Origin of the sequence: Microbispora sp. H10885 (genome assembly GCF_014161415.1) — a bacterium.
Lineage (GTDB): Bacteria > Actinomycetota > Actinomycetes > Streptosporangiales > Streptosporangiaceae > Microbispora > Microbispora triticiradicis.
Map to the genome: position 1 here is coordinate 583,271 of NZ_JABBWY010000003.1, position 20,240 is coordinate 603,510.

The window sequence follows — 20,240 nt, forward strand, 5'->3', positions numbered from 1 at the left end:
GGTTGGCGATGAGTGACTCCGACGTCAAGCTGGTCGAGGCGCTACGGGCCTCGCTGAAGGAGACGGAACGGCTCCGCGGCGAGCACCGCAAAATCATCGCCGCCCAGCATGAGCCGATCGCCATCATCGGAATGGCGTGCCGGTATCCGGGTGGGGTGTCCTCGCCGGAGGATTTGTGGCGGCTGGTGTCCGATGGTGTGGACGCGATTTCGGATTGGCCGGCTGATCGTGGCTGGGATGTCGAGGGGTTGTTCGATCCGAGTGGGGAGCGGCCGAACACCAGTTATGTGAAGTCGGGTGGGTTCCTGCACGAGGCGGCGGAGTTCGACGCCGGGTTCTTCGGGATCTCGCCGAACGAGGCGCTGGTGATGGATCCGCAGCAGCGGTTGCTGCTGGAGACCTCCTGGGAGGCGATGGAGCGGGCGGGGATCGACCCTGGCTCGCTGCGGGGCTCGTCCACGGGCGTGTTCGCCGGGATGATGTACCACGACTACGCCGCCAACGCGAACACCGGATCGATCGCCTCGGGCCGGGTGTCGTACGTCTTCGGGTTCGAAGGCCCGTCGGTCACGGTCGACACCGCCTGCTCCTCCTCCCTGGTGGCGTTGCACCTGGCCGGTCAGGCGCTCCGATCCGGGGAGTGCTCGCTGGCGCTGGTCGGTGGTGTGGCGGTGATGGCCACCCCGGAGGCGATCATCGAGTTCTCCCGCCAGCGCGGACTGTCACCGGACGGCCGGTGCCGGTCGTTCGCGGCCGGCGCGAACGGCACGGCGTGGGCCGAGGGCTGCGGCGTGCTGCTGGTGGAGCGGCTGTCGGACGCCCGTCGGCTCGGGCACCGGGTGCTCGCGGTGGTGCGCGGTACGGCGGTGAACCAGGACGGCGCGTCGAACGGTCTGACCGCGCCGAACGGCCCGTCGCAGGAGCGGGTGATCCGCCAGGCCCTGGCCAACGCCAGGCTGTCGGTGCAGGACGTCGATGCGGTCGAGGGCCACGGCACCGGCACCACTCTCGGTGACCCGATCGAGGCGCAGGCGGTGCTGGCCACCTACGGTCAGGACCGTCCGGAGGACCGGCCCCTGTGGCTCGGATCCTTCAAGTCCAACATCGGCCACGCGCAGGCCGCGGCCGGTGTCGGCGGCATCATCAAGATGGTGCAGGCGATCCGGCACGGGGTGCTGCCCAAGACCCTGCACGTCGACGAGCCCTCCCCGCACATCGAGTGGTCGGCCGGCCAGGTCCAGCTGCTGACCGAGGCGATGCCGTGGCCGGAGGTGGACCGGCCGCGTCGTGCGGGTGTGTCGTCGTTCGGCATCAGCGGCACCAACGCCCACGTCATCATCGAGCAGGCCCCCGCCGACCTCACCCCCACCGAGGCCCCCGCTCCCGCCGGCGTGGTCCCGGGTGAGGGGGAGGACCAGACCGGAACCCCGGTGGCGTGGGTGCTGTCGGGCAAGACGCCGGACGCGCTGGCCGGTCAGGCGGCCCGGGTGCTGTCCTTCGTGCAGGAGCACCCCGGCCTGAGCGTGGCCGACATCGGCTACTCGCTGGCGACGACGCGGACCTCCTTCGAGCGGCGGGCGGTGGTGACCGGTGGCGACCGCGCCACCCTGCTGGCGAGGCTCGCCGCGGTGGCCGAGACCCGCACCTCGCCCGGGGTGGTGCAGGGCATCGCCCGCTCCGGTGGCAAGGTCGGCATGCTGTTCACCGGTCAGGGCGCCCAGCGGCTCGGCATGGGCCGCGAACTGCACGCGACGTTCCCGGTGTTCGCGCAGGCCTTCGACGCCGTGGTGGACGAGCTGGACGCGCATCTGGACCGGCCGCTGCGTGAGGTGATCTGGGGCGAGGACCCCGGTCTCGCCGACCAGACGGCGTACGCGCAGGCCGGGCTCTTCGCCGTCGAGGTGGCGCTGTTCCGCCTCCTGGAGTCGTGGGGGGTGCGGCCGGACTACCTGGCCGGGCACTCCATCGGTGAGCTGGCCGCCGCGCACGTCGCCGGGATGCTGTCGCTCGCCGACGCGTCCCGCCTGGTCGCGGCGCGGGGCCGGCTGATGCAGGCCCTTCCGGCCGGCGGGGCGATGGTCGCCATCCAGGCCACCGAGGACGAGGTGACCCCGCTCCTGGGAGACGGGGTGGACATCGCCGCCGTCAACGGCCCGAGCGCGCTGGTCATCTCCGGGCAGGAAGGCCCTGTTCTGGCCCTGGCCGCCCAGTTCGCCGGCCGGGGACGCAAGACCCGCCAGCTGCGGGTCTCCCACGCCTTCCACTCCCACATGATGGACCCGATGCTGGCCGACTTCGCCGAGGTGGCCGGCACGGTGTCGTTCGACGCGCCGCGGATCCCGATCGTGTCCACCGTCACGGGCGCCCTCGCCGCCGAGGAGTTGGGCACCGCGCGGTACTGGGTGGACCAGGTGCGGGGTGCGGTGCGGTTCGCCGACGCGGTGACCACCCTGGCCGGCCAGGGGGTGACCCGGTTCGTGGAGCTGGGCCCGGACGCGGTGCTGACCGCGATGGTCCAGCAGGCCCTCGACGAGGCCGACACCGCGGTCTTCACCGCCACCATGCGGGCCGAGCGGCCCGAGCCCGGCACGGTCGTCGCCGCGCTCGGCCAGTTGCACACCGCCGGCGTCCCGGTCGACTGGCAGGCCTTCTACGCCGAGACCGGCGCCTCCAGGGTCGACCTGCCCACCTACGCCTTCCAGCGCGAGCGCTACTGGCTCGACACCTACGACTACCTGTCGGAGTCCTGGGCGGCCGACTACGTCGGCAACCTGTCCTCCGCCGGGCTGGAGGCCGTCGAGCACCCTCTGCTGGGCGCCGTCATCCCCCTGCCCGACTCCGGGGGCCTGGTCCTCACCGGCAGGCTGTCGGTCCACACCCACCCCTGGCTGGCCGACCACCAGGTGTACGGGAACGTCCTGCTGCCGGGCACCGGCTTCGTGGAGATGGCCGTCCACGCCGGAGACAAGGCCGGGTGCCCGATCCTGGAGGAGCTCACTCTCCAGGCGCCGCTGGTGCTGCCGGAGGGCGCGTACCGTGACGGCCTGGCGGTGCAGGTCGTCGTCGGGGCCGCGGACGACGCCGGCCGCCGGCCGCTGCTGGTGCGGTCCCGCCCCGACCACGACGCGGAGAACTGGACCGTACACGCCCAGGGCGTGCTGGCCGAGGGACCGGACGTCCGCGGGGAGTCGCTCGAACAGTGGCCGCCGCCGGGCGCGACGCCGATCGACGTGCAGGGCGCGTACGAGGAGCTTCTCGCCGCGGGCTACGGCTACGGCCCGACCTTCCAGGGCCTGCGGGCGGCCTGGCGGCGCGGCGAGGACCTGTTCGCCGAAGTCGCCCTGCCCGACCAGGCGCATCAGGACGCCGCCCTCTTCGGGCTCCACCCCGCGCTGCTCGACGCGTCGATGCACGCGATCCTGGTGGACGGCGACGGGCGGGGCGAGGGCGAGACGGTCCTCCCGTTCGTCTGGGGCGGTGTGTCGCTGCACGCCACCGGCGCGCCCGCGGCGCGGGTACGCCTGGCGCCGTCCGCCACCCGGGGCCTGGCGCTGAACGTCGCCGACGCGACCGGCAGGCCCGTGCTCACGGTCGCGTCGCTGGTGTCCCGGCCGGTGTCGGTCGACCAGCTCAGCGCGACGCGGGACGTCGCCGACGAGGCGTTGTTCGGCATCGAGTGGAGCCCTCTGGCGGCGGCGTCGGACGACACGAACTGGGTGGTTCTGGGCTCGGGCCCGTTCCCCGAGGGCGTACCGGTCGTCGAGAGCCTCCGGGCGCTGGCGGACGCGGCCGTCGTGCCCGGCGCCGTCGTCTGGCAGGCGCCGGACGCGCCCGCCGCGGACGTCCCGTCCGGCGTCCGGTCCGTGACCGCCGCCGTGCTGGAGATCGTGCAGGAGTGGCTGGCCGAGGACCGGTTCGCCGATTCGAGGCTGGTCGTGGTCACCCGGGGCGCGGTCGCGACCGGAGAGGCCGACGACGTGGCGCTGACCCAGGCGCCCGTGTGGGGCCTGGTGCGGGCCGCGATCGCGGAGAACCCCGGCCGCTTCGCCCTGCTGGACGTCGACGACCACCCCGGCTCGCCTGACGCGGTCGCCGCGGTGGTGGCGTCGGCCGAGCCGGAGGCCGCGATCCGGGCCGGTGAGGTCCTCGTCCCCAGGTTCGTACGGCCCACGCCGCCGGCCGAGGCGGCCGCGCCGGCGCTGGACCCCGACGGGACCGCGCTCATCACCGGCGGCACCGGCGGGCTCGGCGGCCTGCTCGCCCGCCACCTGGTCACCGCGTACGGCGTCCGCTCGCTGGTGCTCACCAGTCGGCGAGGCCCGGACGCGCCGGGCGCGGCGGAACTGCGTGACGAGCTCGTCGCGCTCGGCGCCGAAGTGACCATCGCCGCGTGCGACGCCGCCGACCGCGACGCGCTGGCCGGGGTGCTGGCGGCCATCCCGGTGGAGCGTCCGCTGACCGCCGTCGTGCACGCCGCCGGCGTCGCCGACAACGGCCTCGTCGGCGCGCTCACCCCGGAGCGGCTGGCCGCCGTGCTCGCGCCGAAGGCCGACGCCGCGTGGCACCTGCACGAGCTGACCAAGGACCTGGACCTGGCCGCGTTCGTGCTGCTCTCCTCCGCGGGCGGCATGGTCCTGGCCGCCGGTCAGGGCAACTACGCCGCCGCGAACGTCTTCCTCGACGCGCTGGCCACCCACCGGCACGCCAACGGCCTGCCTGCGACGTCCATGGCGTACGGACTGTGGGGCGTGGACGCGGGTCTCGGCGCGCTGCTGAGCGACGCCGACCTCACCCGCATGCGGCGCATGGGTTATCCCGCGCTCACCGCGGAGGACGGCCTGGCCCTCTTCGACGCGGCCCTCGCCGCGCCCGGCGCCGTACGCGTGCCGCTGCGCATCGACCCGGTGGCCCTGCGCGCCAAGCCGGAGCAGCTTCCGCACCTGCTGCGCGGTCTCGTACGGGTGCCGATCCGGCAGGCGGCCCGTTCGGGCGGCGGCGAGGCGCTGCGGCAGCGGCTGGCCGGGCTGGGCGAGGCCGAGCTTTCGGCCGCGCTGCTCGACCTGGTGAGGTCCACCGTCGCGGCGGTGCTCGGCCACGCGTCGGCCGACGCGATCGAGCCGGACCGCGCGTTCCAGGAGCTCGGCTTCGACTCGCTGTCCGCGGTCGAACTGCGCAACGTGCTGGGCGAGGCCACCGGGCTGCGGCTGCCCGCGACCCTCGTCTTCGACTACCCCAGCGCGCTCGCGGTGGCCGAGCACATCGGCGAGACGCTCAGCGGCACGCGGGACGAGACCGGCGTCGCCGTTCAGGCGCCGCTCGACGACGAGCCGATCGCGATCATCGGCATGGCCTGCCGGTACCCGGGCGGGGTGACCTCGCCCGAGGACCTGTGGCGGCTGGTCACCGACGGCGTGGACGCGGTGGGCGAGTTCCCCGCCGACCGCGGCTGGGACGTCGAGGGCATCTACGACCCGGAGCCGGGCGTCCCCGGCAAGACGTATGCCCGCAACGGCGGGTTCCTGTACGACGCGGCGGAGTTCGACCCGGGCTTCTTCGGCATCAGCCCGAACGAAGCGGTGATGATGGATCCGCAGCAGCGGCTGCTGCTGGAGACCTCCTGGGAGGCGTTCGAGCGGGCCGGCATCGACCCGGGAGCGCTGCGGGGCAGCAAGACCGGGGTCTTCGCCGGGGTGATGTACCACGACTACGGGCAGGGCGTCGGCGTCGCCAGCAGCAGCGGCGGCAGCCTCGTCTCCGGCCGGGTGGCCTACACCCTCGGGCTGGAGGGACCGGCCCTCACCGTCGACACCGCCTGCTCGTCGTCGCTGGTGGCGCTGCACCTGGCCGGGCAGGCGCTCAAGTCGGGCGAGTGCTCCCTGGCGCTGGCCGGCGGGGTCACCGTGATGTCCGAACCGGCCATGTTCATCGAGTTCTCCCGCCAGCGGGGGCTGTCGCCGGACGGACGGTGCCGGTCGTTCGCGGCCGGCGCCAACGGCGCCGCCTGGGCGGAAGGCGCCGGCCTGCTGCTCATGGAGCGGCTGTCGGACGCGCGGCGGCTCGGCCACCGGGTCCTCGCCGTGATCCGGGGCTCGGCGGTGAACCAGGACGGCGCGTCCAACGGGTTCACGGCGCCGAACGGCCCCTCCCAGCAGCGGGTGATCCGCCAGGCCCTGGCCAACGCACGTCTGTCGGTTCAGGACGTCGACGTGGTCGAAGGGCACGGCACCGGCACGACGCTCGGTGACCCGATCGAGGCGCAGGCGGTTTTGGCGACCTACGGTCAGGACCGTCCGGAGGAGCGGCCGCTGTGGCTGGGGTCGCTGAAGTCGAACATCGGTCACGCGCAGGCGGCGGCCGGTGTCGGCGGGGTCATCAAGATGGTGGAGGCGATCCGGCACGCGGAGTTGCCCAAGACGCTGCACGTGGACGAGCCGTCCCCGCACGTGGAGTGGTCGGCGGGTCAGGTTCGGTTGCTGACCGAGGCGATGCCGTGGCCGGAGGTGGACCGTCCCCGCCGGGCGGCGGTGTCCTCGTTCGGGATCAGCGGCACCAACGCCCACGTCATCATCGAGCAGGCCCCCGCCGACCTGGCAGGAGCGGAAGAGTTCTCCCTCGTCCCGTCCGCCGGCGCCGCCCTGCTGCCGGCCGAGGCCGGCAGCGCCTCCCCGGCGATCGCCGAGGAGGCCGGTGCGCCGGTCTCGGGCGTCCCTGCCGAGATCGGGCAGCCCACTGGCGCTGCCGCCGACGCGCAGCCGGGCGAGGGCGAGGTCCAGGCCGGTGCTCTGGTGGGTCCGGTGGCGTGGGTGGTGTCGGGCAAGACGGCGGACGCGCTGGCCGGTCAGGCGGCGCGGGTGCTGTCCTTCGTGCAGGACCGTCCCGCCCTGAGCGTTGCGGATGTCGGGTTGTCGCTGGCGACGACGCGGGCGTCGTTCGAGCGTCGGGCGGTCATCACGGGTGGTGACCGGGCTACCCTGCTGGCGGGGCTCGCCGCGCTGGTGGAGGGCCGTACCGCACCTGGGGTGGTGCAGGGTGTCGCCCGCTCCACTGGGAAGGTCGGTGTGCTGTTCACCGGTCAGGGTGCCCAGCGGCTCGGCATGGGCCGTGAACTGCACGCGGCGTTCCCGGTGTTCGCGCAGGCCTTCGACGCGGTCGTGGACGAGCTGGATGGGCATCTGGATCGGCCGTTGCGTGAGGTGATCTGGGGTACCGACGCCGATCTGGTGGACCAGACGGCGTATGCGCAGGCGGGGTTGTTCGCGGTGGAGGTGGCGCTGTTCCGCCTGGTCTCCTCGTGGGGGGTGCGGCCGGACTACCTGGCCGGGCATTCGGTGGGTGAGCTGGCCGCCGCGCACGTGGCGGGGATGCTGTCACTCGCCGACGCGTGCCGGTTGGTGGCGGCGCGGGGCCGGTTGATGCAGGCCCTGCCGTCGGGTGGGGCGATGGTCGCGGTCCAGGCCACCGAGGACGAGGTGCTGCCGCTGCTGACCGAGGGGGTGGACATCGCGGCGGTCAACGGCCCCCGCGCCGTGGTGGTCTCCGGGCAGGAAGCACCGGTCCTCGCCCTGGCGGCTCGGTTGGCGGAGCAGGGGCGGAAGACGCGCCGGTTGCGGGTCTCCCACGCCTTCCACTCCCACCTGATGGAGCCGATGCTCGCCGACTTCCAGACGGTGGCGGAGTCCCTGGATTACGCTCCGGCGTCGATCCCGATCGTGTCCACCGTCACCGGCGGCCTCGCCGACGACGGGTTCGGCACCGCGCGGTACTGGGTGGACCAGGTGCGCGGGGCGGTGCGGTTCGCCGACGCCGTGACCACCCTGGCCGCCCAGGGGGTGACCCGGTTCGTCGAGCTGGGCCCGGACGCGGTGCTCACCGCGATGGCCCAGCAGACCCTCGACGAGGCCGACAACGCGATCTTCACCGCCACCATGCGGGCCGGACGGCCCGAACCGGGCACGGTCGTCGCCGCGCTCGGGCAGCTGCACACCACCGGCGTCCCGGTCGACTGGCAGGCCTTCTACGCCGAGACCGGCGCCACCCGCGTCGACCTTCCCACCTACGCCTTCCAGCGTCAGCACTACTGGGTGCCGCCGAACCGCGATGGCGTGAACGCGGAGTCGGCGGGGCTCGCGACGGTCGAGCACCCGCTGCTCGGCGCCGCGATCCCCGCCCCCGACTCGGACGCGGTGGTCTTCACCGGCCGGCTGTCGGTTCGCACGCATCCCTGGCTGGCCGATCACCAGGTGTTCGGCAGTGTGCTGTTGCCGGGGACCGGTCTGGTGGAGCTGGCGCTGCACGCGGCCGAGCACACCGGGTGCTCGCAGGTGGAGGAGCTGACGCTGGCCGCGCCGCTGGTGCTCCCGGGCGGGGCCGCCGGGTCCGGTGAGGGCGCGGTGCAGGTGCAGGTCGTGGTCGGCGCCGCCGACGAGGATGGCCGCCGTACGGTGGCGATCTACTCACGAGGCGCGCAGGCCCCGGCCGACCTGCCCTGGACGCTGCACGCCGAGGGCACCCTGTCCACCAACCCGGCCACCAACCCGGCAGATGCGAACCCGGCCGGTGCGGACCTGAGCCAGTGGCCTCCGGCGGAGGCCGGCGCGGTGGACCTCACCGACGCCTACCAGATCCTGCACGAACGCGGCTACGGCTACGGCCCGGCCTTCCAGGGACTACGCGCGGCCTGGCGACGCGGCGAGGAACTGTTCGCCGAAGTCGCCCTCCCCGACCAGGAACACCAGGACGCCGCACTCTTCGGACTCCACCCCGCACTGCTCGACGCCGCCATGCACGGGCTGAGCTTCGCCGTCCCCGACGAGGCGGACGACGCGGAACGCACGCTGCTGCCGTTCGCCTGGCACGGGGTCGCCCTGCACGCGGTGGGCGCGCGGGCCCTGCGGGTGCGGCTGACCTGGCTCAGCGAGAACACGCTGGCGCTGGACATCGCCGATCCGGCCGGTACGCCGGTCGCCTCGGTCGAGCGCCTGGCGCTGCGGGCGATCTCGCCAGAGCAGCTGGCCGCGAGCCGCCCGGGCGGACTGGAGACGCTGCTGCGCCCGGAATGGAGCGAGCTGCCCGGCACGCAGGCCGAACCGGCCACCCACGCCTGGATGGCGCTCGGTGGCGACGGTCTCGGCCTGGGCATCCCTGTCGTGGACGACGTCGCCGCGCTGGCCGGCCTTCCGGAGGCGCCGGAGGTGGCGATCTTCCGCTGCCCCGCCCAGGACACCGGCGACGTCCTGGCCGACGTCCGCGGCGCGGCGAACGCCGTGCTGGCCGTGGTGCGGGACTGGCTCGCCGACGAGCGGCTCGTCGACTCCCGGCTGGTCGTGGTGACCTCCGACGCCGCCCCCGCCTCACCTGCCGCGCTGACCGTCGACCCGCGACCGGCACCGGTCTGGGGCGTGCTGCGGGCCGCGCAGGCGGAGAACCCGGGCCGGTTCACCATCCTCGACCTGGACGGCAGTGAGACTCCCGCCGTCGTGGCACAGGCGGTCGCGTCGCGGGAGCCCGAGGTGATCGTGCGGAACGGCGTGGCCGGCGTGCCCCGGCTGGTGCCCGTCCCGCCGCCGGCCGAAGCGCCGGAGTCGCCGTGGCGTCCGGACCGCACCGTGCTCGTCACGGGAGGCACGGGCGGGCTCGGCAGCCTCGTCGCGCGGCATCTCGTGGTGCGGCACGGCGTACGGCACCTGCTGCTGACCAGCCGCAGCGGCCTGGCCGCCGCGGGCGCCCCCGAGCTGGTGGCCGAGCTGTCCGGGCACGGCGCGACGGTCACCGTCGCGGCCTGCGACGTCTCCGACCGCGACCAGCTGGCCCGGCTGCTCGCGGCCGTGCCCGCCGAGCACCCGCTCGGCGGCGTGGTGCACGTGGCCGGGATCGGCGACAACGGCCTGGTCGCCACGATGACGCCGGAGCGGCTGGACGGCGTGCTGCGGCCCAAGGCCGACGCCGCCTGGCACCTGCACGAGCTGACCCGCGACCTCGACCTGACGGCGTTCGCGCTGTTCTCCTCGGCCGGTGGCCAGGTGCTCGCCGCCGGTCAGGCCAGCTACGCGGCGGCCAACGTGTTCCTGGACGCCCTTGCGGTCCACCGGCACGCGAGCGGCCTGCCGGCCACCGCGATGGCGTTCGGCCTCTGGGACGTGGACACCGGGCTGAGCCAGTGGCTCAGCGACACCGACCTGCACCGGCTGCGCCGCCAGGGCCTGCCGCCGCTGACCGCCGAGGAGGGCCTGGCGCTGTTCGACGCGGCGCTGGCGTCGCCGTACCCGGCGCTCACGCCGCTGAGCCTCGACCGCGCCGCGCTCCGCTCCCGTCCCGGCGAGCCGCCGGCGCTGCTGCGCGGCCTCGCCGGTACGGGGCGGCGCCGGGCGAGCGTCGGCCAGGCCGACCCGGGCGCGTTCCGCGACCGGCTGGCCGGTCTCGGCGAGCCGGAGCGGAAGGCCGCGCTGGAGGAACTGGTGCGGGGCGTCGCCGCCGTGCTGCTCGGCCACGCCGGGGCGGCCGACGTCGACCTCGACAAGGACTTCCTGGAGTCCGGGTTCGACTCGCTGTCGGCCATGGAACTGCGCAACGGCCTCAACGCGGCCACCGGCCTGCGGCTGCCGCCGATGGTGGTGTTCGACAGCAAGACGCCGCGGGAGCTGGCGGCGTACCTGCACGACGAGATGGCGGTCACGCCGTCCGGCGCCCCCGCGGCGGGGGCGGCCGCCACACCCAACGCGGGGGAGCGGGCGCCCGACACGCTGAGCGCCCTGTTCCGCGCGGCGATCACCGACAACCAGGTGGCGGGGGCGTTCGACCTGCTGCGCGCGGTGTCCAACCTGCGGCCGAAGTTCACCACCCCGGCGGACCTCGGCGGGCCGATCCCGGCGGTGCAACTCGCCGACGGCCCGGCGAGGCCGCGGCTGATCTGCCTGTCGACGCCGATGGTCACCGGCGGCGTGCACCAGCACGCCCGGCTCGTACGGCACCTCACCCCGCGGCACGTCTCGGCCATCCCGACGCCGGGATTCGCGGCCGGCGACAGCCTGCCCGCGACGCCGGAGGCGGGCGTGCTCGCGCTGGCCGAGGCGGTCATCGCGGCGGCGGAGGGCGAGCCGTTCGTGCTGCTCGGCTACTCCTCCGGCGGCACCCTCGCCCACGCGGCCGCCGCGTGCCTGGAGCAGCGGTACGGGATCTCGCCCAGCGGCCTGGTCCTTCTCGACACCTTCAAGCTGCACGAGGGCGCCGGGCAGGCGATCCCGATGCAGCAGCTCGCGGCCGGCCTGTTCGACGTCGAGGAGATGTTCGGCGGCTTCGACAGCGCCCGGCTCTCCGGCATGGGCTGCTGGTTCGACATGCTGCCCGACCTCGACATCGGCACGGTGTCCGCGCCGGTGCTGTTCGCGCAGTGCACCGAGTCGTTCCTCGGCACCGAGCCCGCGGACGGGTGGCAGGCCACGTCGTGGGACGCGGCGCACACCGTGCGGCAGGTGCAGGCGAACCACTTCACCATGATCGACGAGCGCGCGCACGTCACGGCGCGGGTCGTCGACGAATGGCTGCAGTCCATTTCCAGCTGATCCGAGTCCTGATCGATTTCGCGTTCCAGCCGATTTCCGGATTTCGGGTTCCGGCTGATCCAAGCTCTGGCTGATTCGAGGAATAACCATGGCTCTCGCGCCGAACGCGAAGGGCACCGTGCCCTTCGGTGAATACCGGACGTGGTACCGGGTGACCGGCGATCTGCGGGCGGGCGTGCCGCCGCTGGTGGTCGCGCACGGCGGCCCCGGCAGCACCCACGACTACCTGCGCAACATCGCGGAACTCGCCGGGCACGGCCGGCCGGTCGTCCACTACGACCAGCTGGGAAACGGCGGCTCGACCCGCCTGCCCGGCCGGGGCGCCGATTTCTGGACCCCCCAGTTGTTCCTGGACGAACTGGAGAATCTGCTGGGCGCGCTCGGCATCGCCGGCGACTACACGCTGCTCGGCCACTCCTGGGGCGGCGTGCTGGCCGCGCGGCACGCGGCGACGCGGCCCGCCGGCCTGCGCGGCCTGATCATCGCGAACTCCCCGGCGTCGTACCCCCTGTGGCTGGGCGAACTGGCCGTGCTGCGCCGCGCGCTCCCCCCGGAGGTCGCGGAGACGCTCACCCGGCACGAGGAGGCCGGCACCACCGACAGCGCGGAGTACGTGCGGGCCGTCAAGGTCTTCAACGACCGGCACGTCTGCCGTCTCGACCCGCTGCCCAGGGACTTCATCGCCTCCCTGATGGAGATCCACAACGACCCCGCCGTCTACTACACGATGAACGGGCCGAGTGAGTTCCACGTCAACGGCACGCTGCGCGACTACTCCGTGGTCGACTGCTGCCCCGACATCGCCGTGCCCACGCTGCTCATCTCCGGCAGGCACGACGAGGTGACTCCGGCCGCCGTCCAGCCGTTCGCCGATCTCATTCCCGACGTCCGCTGGCAGATTTTCGAGGATTCCAGCCACCTGCCGCATCTGGAGGAGCCGGAGCGTTTCCTGCGGGTCGTCCGGGAGTTCCTGGAGAACATCCCGGACCGCGGTGCGACGCCCGTGCGGGTGGGCGAATTCTAAGGGCCTGCACGAGTATTTAGGGGTATACCGGGTGACCGAATTCAATTTATCGTCAATTGCTCGCAACAAGCAGACTCAGAAGATCGGAGGAACTTCGGCATGACGCTGCTTGCTGGCAGTTCCTTGGAGGTCGGGCGATTCCGCGCCTACGGCCCTCGTCATATTGATGAGATCGGTGACCGGTACGGGCTGTCCGAGGACGCCCGCGAGGCGATCCGGCTGATCTCGCTCGTGCTGCCGTTCCGGGTCAACGACTACGTCCTGTCCCAGTTGATCGACTGGTCCCGCGTCCCCGACGACCCGATCTACCGGCTGGTGTTCCCGCAGCACGGGATGCTGTCGGACGAGCAGGAGCGGATGCTGTCCGTGCTGAGCGCCACCGGCGACCGGAGCCGCCTCCAGGAGGCCGTCCGGACCATCCGCGCGGACCTCAACCCGCATCCGTCCGGGCAGAAAGAGCTGAACGTGCCCACCCTGGGCGACGAGCCGATCCCCGGCCTTCAGCACAAGTACCGCGAGACGGTCCTGTACTTCCCGAGCCAGGGCCAGACCTGTCACGCGTACTGCACCTACTGCTTCCGCTGGGCACAGTTCGTCGGCGACGCCGATCTCCGCTTCGCCGCGCCGAACCCCGACCAGCTGATCGCCTACCTCGGCCGGCACCCCGACGTCTCGGACGTGCTGATCACCGGCGGCGACCCGATGATCATGACGACGGAGCGGCTGCGCGGCCACATCGAACCGCTGCTGGCCGTGGACACCGTGCGGACGATCCGGATCGGCAGCAAGTCGCCCGCCTACTGGCCGTACCGGTACACCACCGATCCCGACGCCGACGACCTGCTGCGGCTGTTCGAGCGGGTGGTGGCCTCCGGCCGGACGCTCGCGCTGATGGCGCACTACAGCCACCCCCGCGAGCTGGAGACCGACGAGGCGCGCGCCGCGCTGGCGAGGGTCCGCGGCACCGGCGCCGTGGTGTACTGCCAGGCCCCGCTCATCAAGTACGTCAACGACGACGTGGACACCTGGGCCCGGCTGTGGCGGCTGCAGTTCGCCGCCGGTGCGGTGCCGTACTACCAGTTCGTCGAGCGGGACACCGGGCCGCACGCCTACTTCCGGGTGCCGCTCGCCCGCTCGGTGGAGATCTTCCACGGGGCGTTCCGCACCCTGCCCGGCCTCGCGCGGACGGTGCGCGGACCGGTCATGTCCGCGACCCCCGGCAAGGTGATCGTGGACGGGGTCGAGGAGACCCCGCAGGGCCGCTACTTCCGGCTGCGGTTCATGCAGGCCCGCCAGCCGTCGCTGGTCGGCCGGCCGTTCCGGGCGCACTACTCGCCGACGGCCGCCTGGCTCACCGAGCTCGAACTCGACCCGGACACCCCCGACGACATCATGACCGCCATCGACGGCGGGGCGGCCCGGATCGGGCGGTGGACGAGGGAGGCGGCCCATGTCCAGTCGTAACGTCTCCCCGAACCTCGCGCTCGACCAGCTCGTCGCCCGGCGCAGAGCCGAGGGCGCCGCCATCGTGCACCTGGGCTTCGGCGAGTCCCGGCTGCCGGTCTTCCGGCCGCTGGTCTCCCGCCTGCTGGAGGGCGCGTCGCGCAACGCGTACGGACCGGTGGCCGGATCCGCCGACGCCCGCGCGGCGGTGGCCGGCTACTTCACCCGCCGCCGCATGCCGACCGACGCCGACCAGACGGTGCTCGCGCCGGGCAGCAAACCACTGCTGATGGCGCTGCAACTGGTGCTCCCCGGGGACGTCCTGCTGGCCAGGCCGTCCTGGGTCACCTACGCGCCGCAGGCGCGGCTGGCCGGCAAGCAGGTGTTCGGGGTGCCGATCCCGGACGAGTGCGGCGGTGTGCCGGAGCCGGAGGCGCTGCGCGAGACCATCCGGTCCGCGCGCGCGTCGGGGCACAACCCCCGCATCCTGATCCTCACCACGCCGGACAACCCGACCGGCACGGTCGCCTCGCCGGCCCTCGTCCGGGAGCTGTGCGAGATCGCGGAGAGCGAGGACCTGCTGATCCTCTCCGACGAGATCTACCGCGACATCGTGCACGACCCCTGGCGCCCGGTGCTGAGCCCGGCGGAGGTCGTGCCGGACCGGACGATCGTGCTGACCGGCCTGAGCAAGAGCATCGCGCTCGGCGGCTGGCGGATCGGCGCCGCCCGGTTCCCGTCCGGCCCGTGGGGCGAGCGGATCCGCGACGAGGTGCTCGCGGTCGCCAGCGAGATCTGGTCGACCCTGGCCGGCCCGATGCAGGCCGTGGCGGAGTACGTGTTCGCGGAACCGCCCGAGGTGGTGCGCCGCATCGCCGCGGACACCCGCCTGCACGGCATCGTGGCGAACGCCGTCCACGAGATCATGGTCGGCGCGGGCGCGCTGTGCCGCCCGCCGACCGGCGGTTTCTACGTCTACCCCGACTTCGAACCGCTGCGCGAGAGGCTCGACTGGCACGGCGTCACCGACTCGGCGTCCCTGCAGCGGGTGCTGCTCGACGACTTCGGGGTGGCGGTGCTCGGCGGCCACCACCTCGGCGACGACCCCGGCGCGCTGCGCTTCCGCGCGGCGACCAGCATGCTCTACGGCCAGACCGCCGAACAGCGCGAGGCCGCGCTCTACGCCGAACGGCCCCTTTCCCTGCCGCATATCCGCGACGAACTCGACCTGCTCGAGGAGAAATTGTCGGTGTTCGTCTCGTCTGGGGTTACTAAGGGTGCCGCCGTGTTCCCCGCCGGTGTACGTTGAAATTCGAATCAGCCGCTAATCGATTGTGAGGAATGCCATGCCTGTCGACGGCAAGTGGGCGGTCGAAATGCAGAGCCCCATGGGCAAGCAGACCCTTTTCTTCGACCTGAAGTCGAACGGGGAGGAACTGGTCGGCGCGCTTACCGGAACCGACGAGCCCAACCCCGAGCTGCTGGAGGGCAAGGTCACCGGCAACGCCGTCACCTGGAAGCTCAAGGTGACCAAGCCCATGCCGATCAAGCTGAAGTTCACCGCCACGATCAACGACAGCACCCTGCACGGTCAGGTCAAGCCGGGCATGTTCCCCGGTTTCCCGATCACGGGCCGCCGCCTCTGAGCATGGACAGCGCCATCGTTTTTCCCGGCATGGGGCCGTGCGACTTCGCGACCGTGGCCAGGTTCATGCTGGTCAACCCGGTCGCGAGGCGGCTGGTGGCGGTCGCCGGCGACGTGCTGGGATATGACCTCTTCGAGCGCTACCGCGAGACGAGCGGCGACTACTCCGAATACGCGCAGGTCGCCTTCTTCGTCAACTGCGTGGCGCTCGCGACGTGGGCGCGGGAGGAGTTCGGCGTCGAGCCGGGCCTGTGCGCCGGAGCGAGTTTCGGCGGCAAGGCCGCCGCCGTCCACTCCGGCGCGCTCGGCTTCGCCGACGGAGTGCGGCTCACCGCCGAACTGGTGCGGTACGAGACCGAGTACTTCGCGGCCGAGCACCCCGACGTGGTGACGCAGTCGTTCGTCCGGGTGCCCGGGGAGCGGCTGGCCGAACTGCTCGCCGAGATGGACGAACGCGGCGAGTGGTACGAGATCTCCTGCCAGGTCGACGAAGACTTCCACATGCTGTCCGTGCACCGTGACGTGCTCGACGGCCTGCGGAGCCGGCTGCGGGCGCACGGCGGGCTTCCGCTGTACGTCATGGACCCGCCCCTGCACTGCCGCGCCTTCGGCGGCCTGCGGGACAGGGTGGAGGCCGAACTGTTTCCCACGCTCACGTTCACGGACCCGGCGATTCCGGTCGTCGCGGACCAGGACGGCTCGCTGCGGGACACCGCGGCCGGCGTCCGGGACATCCTGCTGGACGGGATCGTCCGCCCGGTCCGCTGGCCCGCCGTCGTCGGGACACTGCGGGAGCGGGGCGTCGGGAAGCTGTACGTCTCCGGACCCGACCAGCTCTGGGGCCGGGTGGGCGTCACCACCCGCAACTTCGAGGTCGTCGCGCTCGACCCGCGCTGGGCCACGCGCCCGCGCCGGCGGGACCGCGCCGCCCAGGAGCACCGCACGGCCCAGCTCCACCGCGCCGCCCAGGAGCGCGGCGCCGCGCAAGAGAACCTCGCCCGAGCCGGGGCGAGCCTTTCCTAGAAGACCACCCCGTGGAGAGAGTCATCATGTGGGACGAGCGATTCGAGACCATACTCCGCAAACACCTGCCGTTCCTGCCGGACGGGGCCCAGCTCACGGAGGGCAGCGACCTGCGTGACCTCGGCCTCGACTCGCTGAGCATGGTCGACCTGCTCGCGTCGCTGGAGAGCACCTACCAGGTCCGCTTCCGCGACGACATGCTCAGCCTCGGCAACTTCGCCACTCCGGGCGCGCTCTGGGCGACGCTCAGCAGCGTGACATGACCGGCGTGACCGACGACCACGCGCTGTACGCCCGGTTCCTGCGCGGGCTCGCGCTGGCACCCGATCGCCCGGCCGTCAGGGACGGCGATCGGGTGCTCACCTACGCGGAGCTCCACGAGCACGCGCTCCGCCTGGCGGGCGCGCTGCTCGACGTCGTGGGCGCGCGGCCGAAGGCGGTCGGCGTGCTGGCCGGCAAGTCCGTGGAGAGCTACGCCGGCATCCTCGCCGGTCTCTACTCCGGTGCCGCGGTCGCACCGCTGCACCCGGACTTCCCGGTCGAGCGGACCCGGCGCATGCTGACCGCCGCGGACGTCTCCGTGGTGCTCGGCGACGCCCACGGGCGGCGGATGCTCGACGAGATCGCCGCGTCGGGCACGGACATCCCGGTGATCGGCCTCGACCGGCCGGCCGCCGGGACGGCGCTCGACGCCCCCCTTCCGGTGGCGCCGACCGACATCGCGTACCTGCTGTTCACCTCCGGATCGACGGGCCGGCCGAAGGGTGTGCCGATCACGCACGCCAGCACCGCCCACTACTTCCGGCTGATGGACGAGCGCTACGACTTCGGCCCGGACGACGTGTTCTCGCAGACGTTCGACCTGAACTTCGACTGCGCGATGTTCGACATGTTCTGCGCGTGGGGCGCGGGCGCGAGCGTGCACCCGGTGCCGGCCACCGCCTACCTCGACCTGCCGGCCTTCCTGGCGGAACGGCGGATGACCGTCTGGTTCTCCACGCCGAGCGGCATCGTCCTGGTCCGCAAGCGAGGCGGTCTCACGCCCGGCTCGATGCCGACGCTCCGCTGGAGCCTGTTCGCGGGTGAGGCGCTGCGCGGGGACGACGCCGCGGACTGGCAGGCCGCCGCCCCCGGGTCGACCCTGGAGAACATCTACGGTCCCACCGAGCTGACCATCACCGTCACCGGACACCGCTGGTCGCCGGAGACCTCGCCGGGGCTGTGCGTCAACGGCCTGGCGCCGATCGGCACTGTGCACGAGGGCCACGACTGGCTGCTGCGCACCGCGGACGGCGAGCACAGCGACACCGAGGGCGAGCTGTGCATCACCGGCCCGCAGCTGACCTCCGGATATCTGGACCCGGACGACAACGAGGGCCGGTTCCTGCACCACGACGGCCGCGGGTGGTACCGCACCGGAGACCGCGTGCGGGTCCTGCCGAACGGCGAACTGGTCTATCTGGGACGGCTGGACTCGCAGGTGCAGGTCCAGGGCTGGCGGGTGGAGCTCGCCGAGATCGAGCACGCCCTGCGCTCCTGCCCCGGCGTCCAGGACGCCGTCGCGGTGACCCGTACGGTCGAGGGCACCACCGAGCTGGTGACCTTCTACACCGGCGTGCCCACCCAGCAGGCCGAACTGGCCGGCCGGCTGCGCCGGGTGCTGCCGTCCGGCCTGCTGCCGCGGGAGTACCGGCACGTCGAGGACTTCCCGCTGAACTCCAACCGGAAGGTCGACCGGGCCCGGCTCGCCCGGGAGGCCGCCGCGATCGACTGAAGCACCGACTGAAGCACCGACTCGTCTGAAGCACCCTCCCGAGGGCACGGCCCTCCCCGGTGGTCCCACCCCACCCCCAGCCACCGGGGAGGGCCGTGGCATGCCCGCACCCAGGTCTCCGTGCCCGTGTCTCCGCGCCGCCGGGCCGGCCGTGCAGGTTCCGTACGGCGAACCCGTACGACGACAAGGCGACCGGCCCCCGCGTCAGGCGCCTGACGCGAGGACCGGTCGCGGCTCGTGGCCCGGGCGGCTCACCCGTGCTGGGCGGCCAGCGCCAGGCGGTCCACCTTCCCGTTGGGCGTGAGGGGCAGCTCGCGCAGCTGCACGATGCGCTGCGGAGCCATGTAGTCGGGCAGCGTGGCCAGGCAGAACGCCTCCAGGTCGCGGTGTTCCAGCGCGGGCGCGCCGGGCTCCAGCACGACGAAGGCGGCGAGCACCGGGTCGCCCTCCGGCCGCGGCAGCATCGTCGCCGCGGCCCCGGCGATGCCGGGGAACTCGAGGATCCGCCGCTCCACCTCGCCGAGCTCGACCCGGTTGCCCCGGATCTTCACCTGCGAGTCGGCCCGGCCGCAGAAGTACAGCTCGCCGGACTCGCCGAGATAGGCGAGGTCGCCCGTACGGAACACCGGCTGGCCGGAGCGCGGGTTGAGGGGGTCGGGCACGAGCGCCCTCGCGGTCGCCTCGGGGTCGTCCCAGTAGCCGCTGAACAGGGCGGCGCTGCGCAGGTAGAGCTCGCCGACGACGCCGGGCGTGTTGATCGGGTTGCCCGACTCGCCGATCAGCATCAGGTCGGCGCCCTGGTGCGCGCGGCCGATGGAGAGGCGCTTCTGGTCGGGCGGGAGGGGGTTGGGCACGTCGGTCAGGGAGGCGGCGATCGACTCCGTGCTGCCGAAGCAGTTCACGATCCGTACGCCGGGCAGCAGCTCCTGGATCCGCCGCAGCTCGGGAAGCGGGAAGTTCTCCCCGGAGTAGAGGATGCCGGTGATCCGGTTGAGCTCCGCCAGGGCGCCGGCCTCGTGCCGCAGCACCGGCCGCCAGATCGACGGCACCCCGTTGACCTGCGTGACCTGCGCGTCGCGCAGGAACCCGACGAACCGCCTGGGCCAGCGGAGCAGGTCGCGCGGCACCGGCACGACGGCGGCGCCGCTGCCGAGGGCGAGCGCGATGTCGAGCAGCGAGAAGTCGAACTGGAACGGCGACGTGGACGCCACCCGCCCGCCGGGGCCGACGATCTCGTGGGCCAGCATCCCGCGGAAGAAGGCGAGCGCCGCCCGGTGGCTCATCACCACCCCCTTCGGCCGGCCGGTGCTGCCCGACGTGAAGATCATGTACGCCGGGTCCGACGGGATCGGCGTGCGCCACTCGGCCCGGCGGCCCCTGGGGGCGGTGTCGATCCACACCCCGTCAGGGCCGAACACCCCGGTCCCGACCTCCGGCGGCACCTCGACCTCCGGCCGGCCGGCGGCGCGCAGGTAGAGCGCGGGCTCGGCCGACTGGACGATGGACAGCCGCCGGGCCTGCGGGGTCTCGCTGCTCACCGGGATGTAGGTGACGCCCCGCGCCGAACAGGCCAGGAACATCGCGATTCCGGCCGCGGTGGTGTCCGACTCCAGCACGACCCGGTCGCCGACGTCGAGGCCGGCCGCGTCGAGCCCGGCGGCGTACTCCTCCACCCGGCGCAGCAGGCCCTCGTACGTGATGACGTCGAATTCGCCGTCGCCGCGCGACTGTATGACGGCTGGACTGTCCGGCGTCCATTCCGCCCATTGCAAT

Annotated in this window: 9 protein-coding genes; 8 read left to right on the top strand and 1 reads right to left on the bottom strand. The window is 73.1% G+C overall.

Annotated features, from left to right (window positions below; translation table 11 throughout):
* The first annotated feature begins 8 nt into the window (after nt 1-8).
* From HHX37_RS36550 to HHX37_RS10900, 8 genes are all read left to right on the top strand, one after another.
* Nucleotides 9-11,558 (top strand): type I polyketide synthase, encoded by an 11,550-nt coding sequence (locus tag HHX37_RS36550; RefSeq protein WP_182885306.1) that lies wholly within the window; start codon nt 9-11, stop codon nt 11,556-11,558.
* 88 nt (nt 11,559-11,646) lie between these two features.
* Entirely contained in the window at nt 11,647-12,582 is a 936-nt protein-coding gene (locus HHX37_RS10870) for a proline iminopeptidase-family hydrolase (protein ID WP_182885307.1), read from the top strand.
* Between the two features lie 99 nt (nt 12,583-12,681).
* Complete coding sequence (locus HHX37_RS10875) at nt 12,682-14,046, top strand: KamA family radical SAM protein (protein WP_182882215.1); 1,365 nt, start codon at nt 12,682-12,684, stop codon at nt 14,044-14,046.
* Nucleotides 14,033-15,334, top strand: coding sequence for a pyridoxal phosphate-dependent aminotransferase (locus tag HHX37_RS10880; RefSeq protein ID WP_182885308.1), 1,302 nt, complete (start codon nt 14,033-14,035; stop codon nt 15,332-15,334). Before HHX37_RS10875 ends, HHX37_RS10880 begins: the two co-directional genes overlap by 14 nt.
* A gap of 37 nt (nt 15,335-15,371) precedes the next feature.
* The gene (locus HHX37_RS10885) at nt 15,372-15,671 is read left to right on the top strand and encodes a hypothetical protein (protein ID WP_182878168.1); all 300 of its coding nucleotides are present in this window, start codon (nt 15,372-15,374) and stop codon (nt 15,669-15,671) included.
* A 2-nt stretch (nt 15,672-15,673) separates the two neighbouring features.
* Nucleotides 15,674-16,693, top strand: a complete 1,020-nt coding sequence (locus tag HHX37_RS10890) for an ACP S-malonyltransferase (RefSeq protein WP_220502760.1) — start codon at nt 15,674-15,676, stop codon at nt 16,691-16,693.
* 11 nt (nt 16,694-16,704) lie between these two features.
* Nucleotides 16,705-16,956, top strand: coding sequence for a phosphopantetheine-binding protein (locus tag HHX37_RS10895; protein WP_220499459.1), 252 nt, complete (start codon nt 16,705-16,707; stop codon nt 16,954-16,956).
* A complete protein-coding gene (locus HHX37_RS10900) occupies nt 16,953-18,467 on the top strand; it encodes an amino acid adenylation domain-containing protein (protein WP_182885309.1) in 1,515 nt (504 codons plus the stop codon). The genes HHX37_RS10895 and HHX37_RS10900 overlap by 4 nt, the downstream gene beginning before the upstream one ends.
* 251 nt (nt 18,468-18,718) lie before the next feature.
* Here HHX37_RS10900 and HHX37_RS10905 read toward each other — a convergent pair whose 3' ends face one another.
* The gene (locus HHX37_RS10905) at nt 18,719-20,239 is read right to left on the bottom strand and encodes an AMP-binding protein (RefSeq protein WP_208759279.1); all 1,521 of its coding nucleotides are present in this window, start codon (nt 20,237-20,239) and stop codon (nt 18,719-18,721) included.
* Nucleotide 20,240: the final 1 nt, after the last annotated feature.

Excerpts from the sequence above, each read along its gene's own strand:
- HHX37_RS10875 (WP_182882215.1), top strand. The coding sequence starts at position 12,682 with ATGACGCTGCTTGCTGGCAGTTCCTTGGAGGTCGGGCGATTCCGCGCC.
- HHX37_RS10900 (WP_182885309.1), top strand. The coding sequence starts at position 16,953 with ATGACCGGCGTGACCGACGACCACGCGCTGTACGCCCGGTTCCTGCGC.
- HHX37_RS10870 (WP_182885307.1), top strand. The coding sequence starts at position 11,647 with ATGGCTCTCGCGCCGAACGCGAAGGGCACCGTGCCCTTCGGTGAATAC.
- HHX37_RS36550 (WP_182885306.1), top strand. The coding sequence starts at position 9 with ATGAGTGACTCCGACGTCAAGCTGGTCGAGGCGCTACGGGCCTCGCTG.
- HHX37_RS10890 (WP_220502760.1), top strand. The coding sequence starts at position 15,674 with ATGGACAGCGCCATCGTTTTTCCCGGCATGGGGCCGTGCGACTTCGCG.
- HHX37_RS10885 (WP_182878168.1), top strand. The coding sequence starts at position 15,372 with ATGCCTGTCGACGGCAAGTGGGCGGTCGAAATGCAGAGCCCCATGGGC.
- HHX37_RS10880 (WP_182885308.1), top strand. The coding sequence starts at position 14,033 with ATGTCCAGTCGTAACGTCTCCCCGAACCTCGCGCTCGACCAGCTCGTC.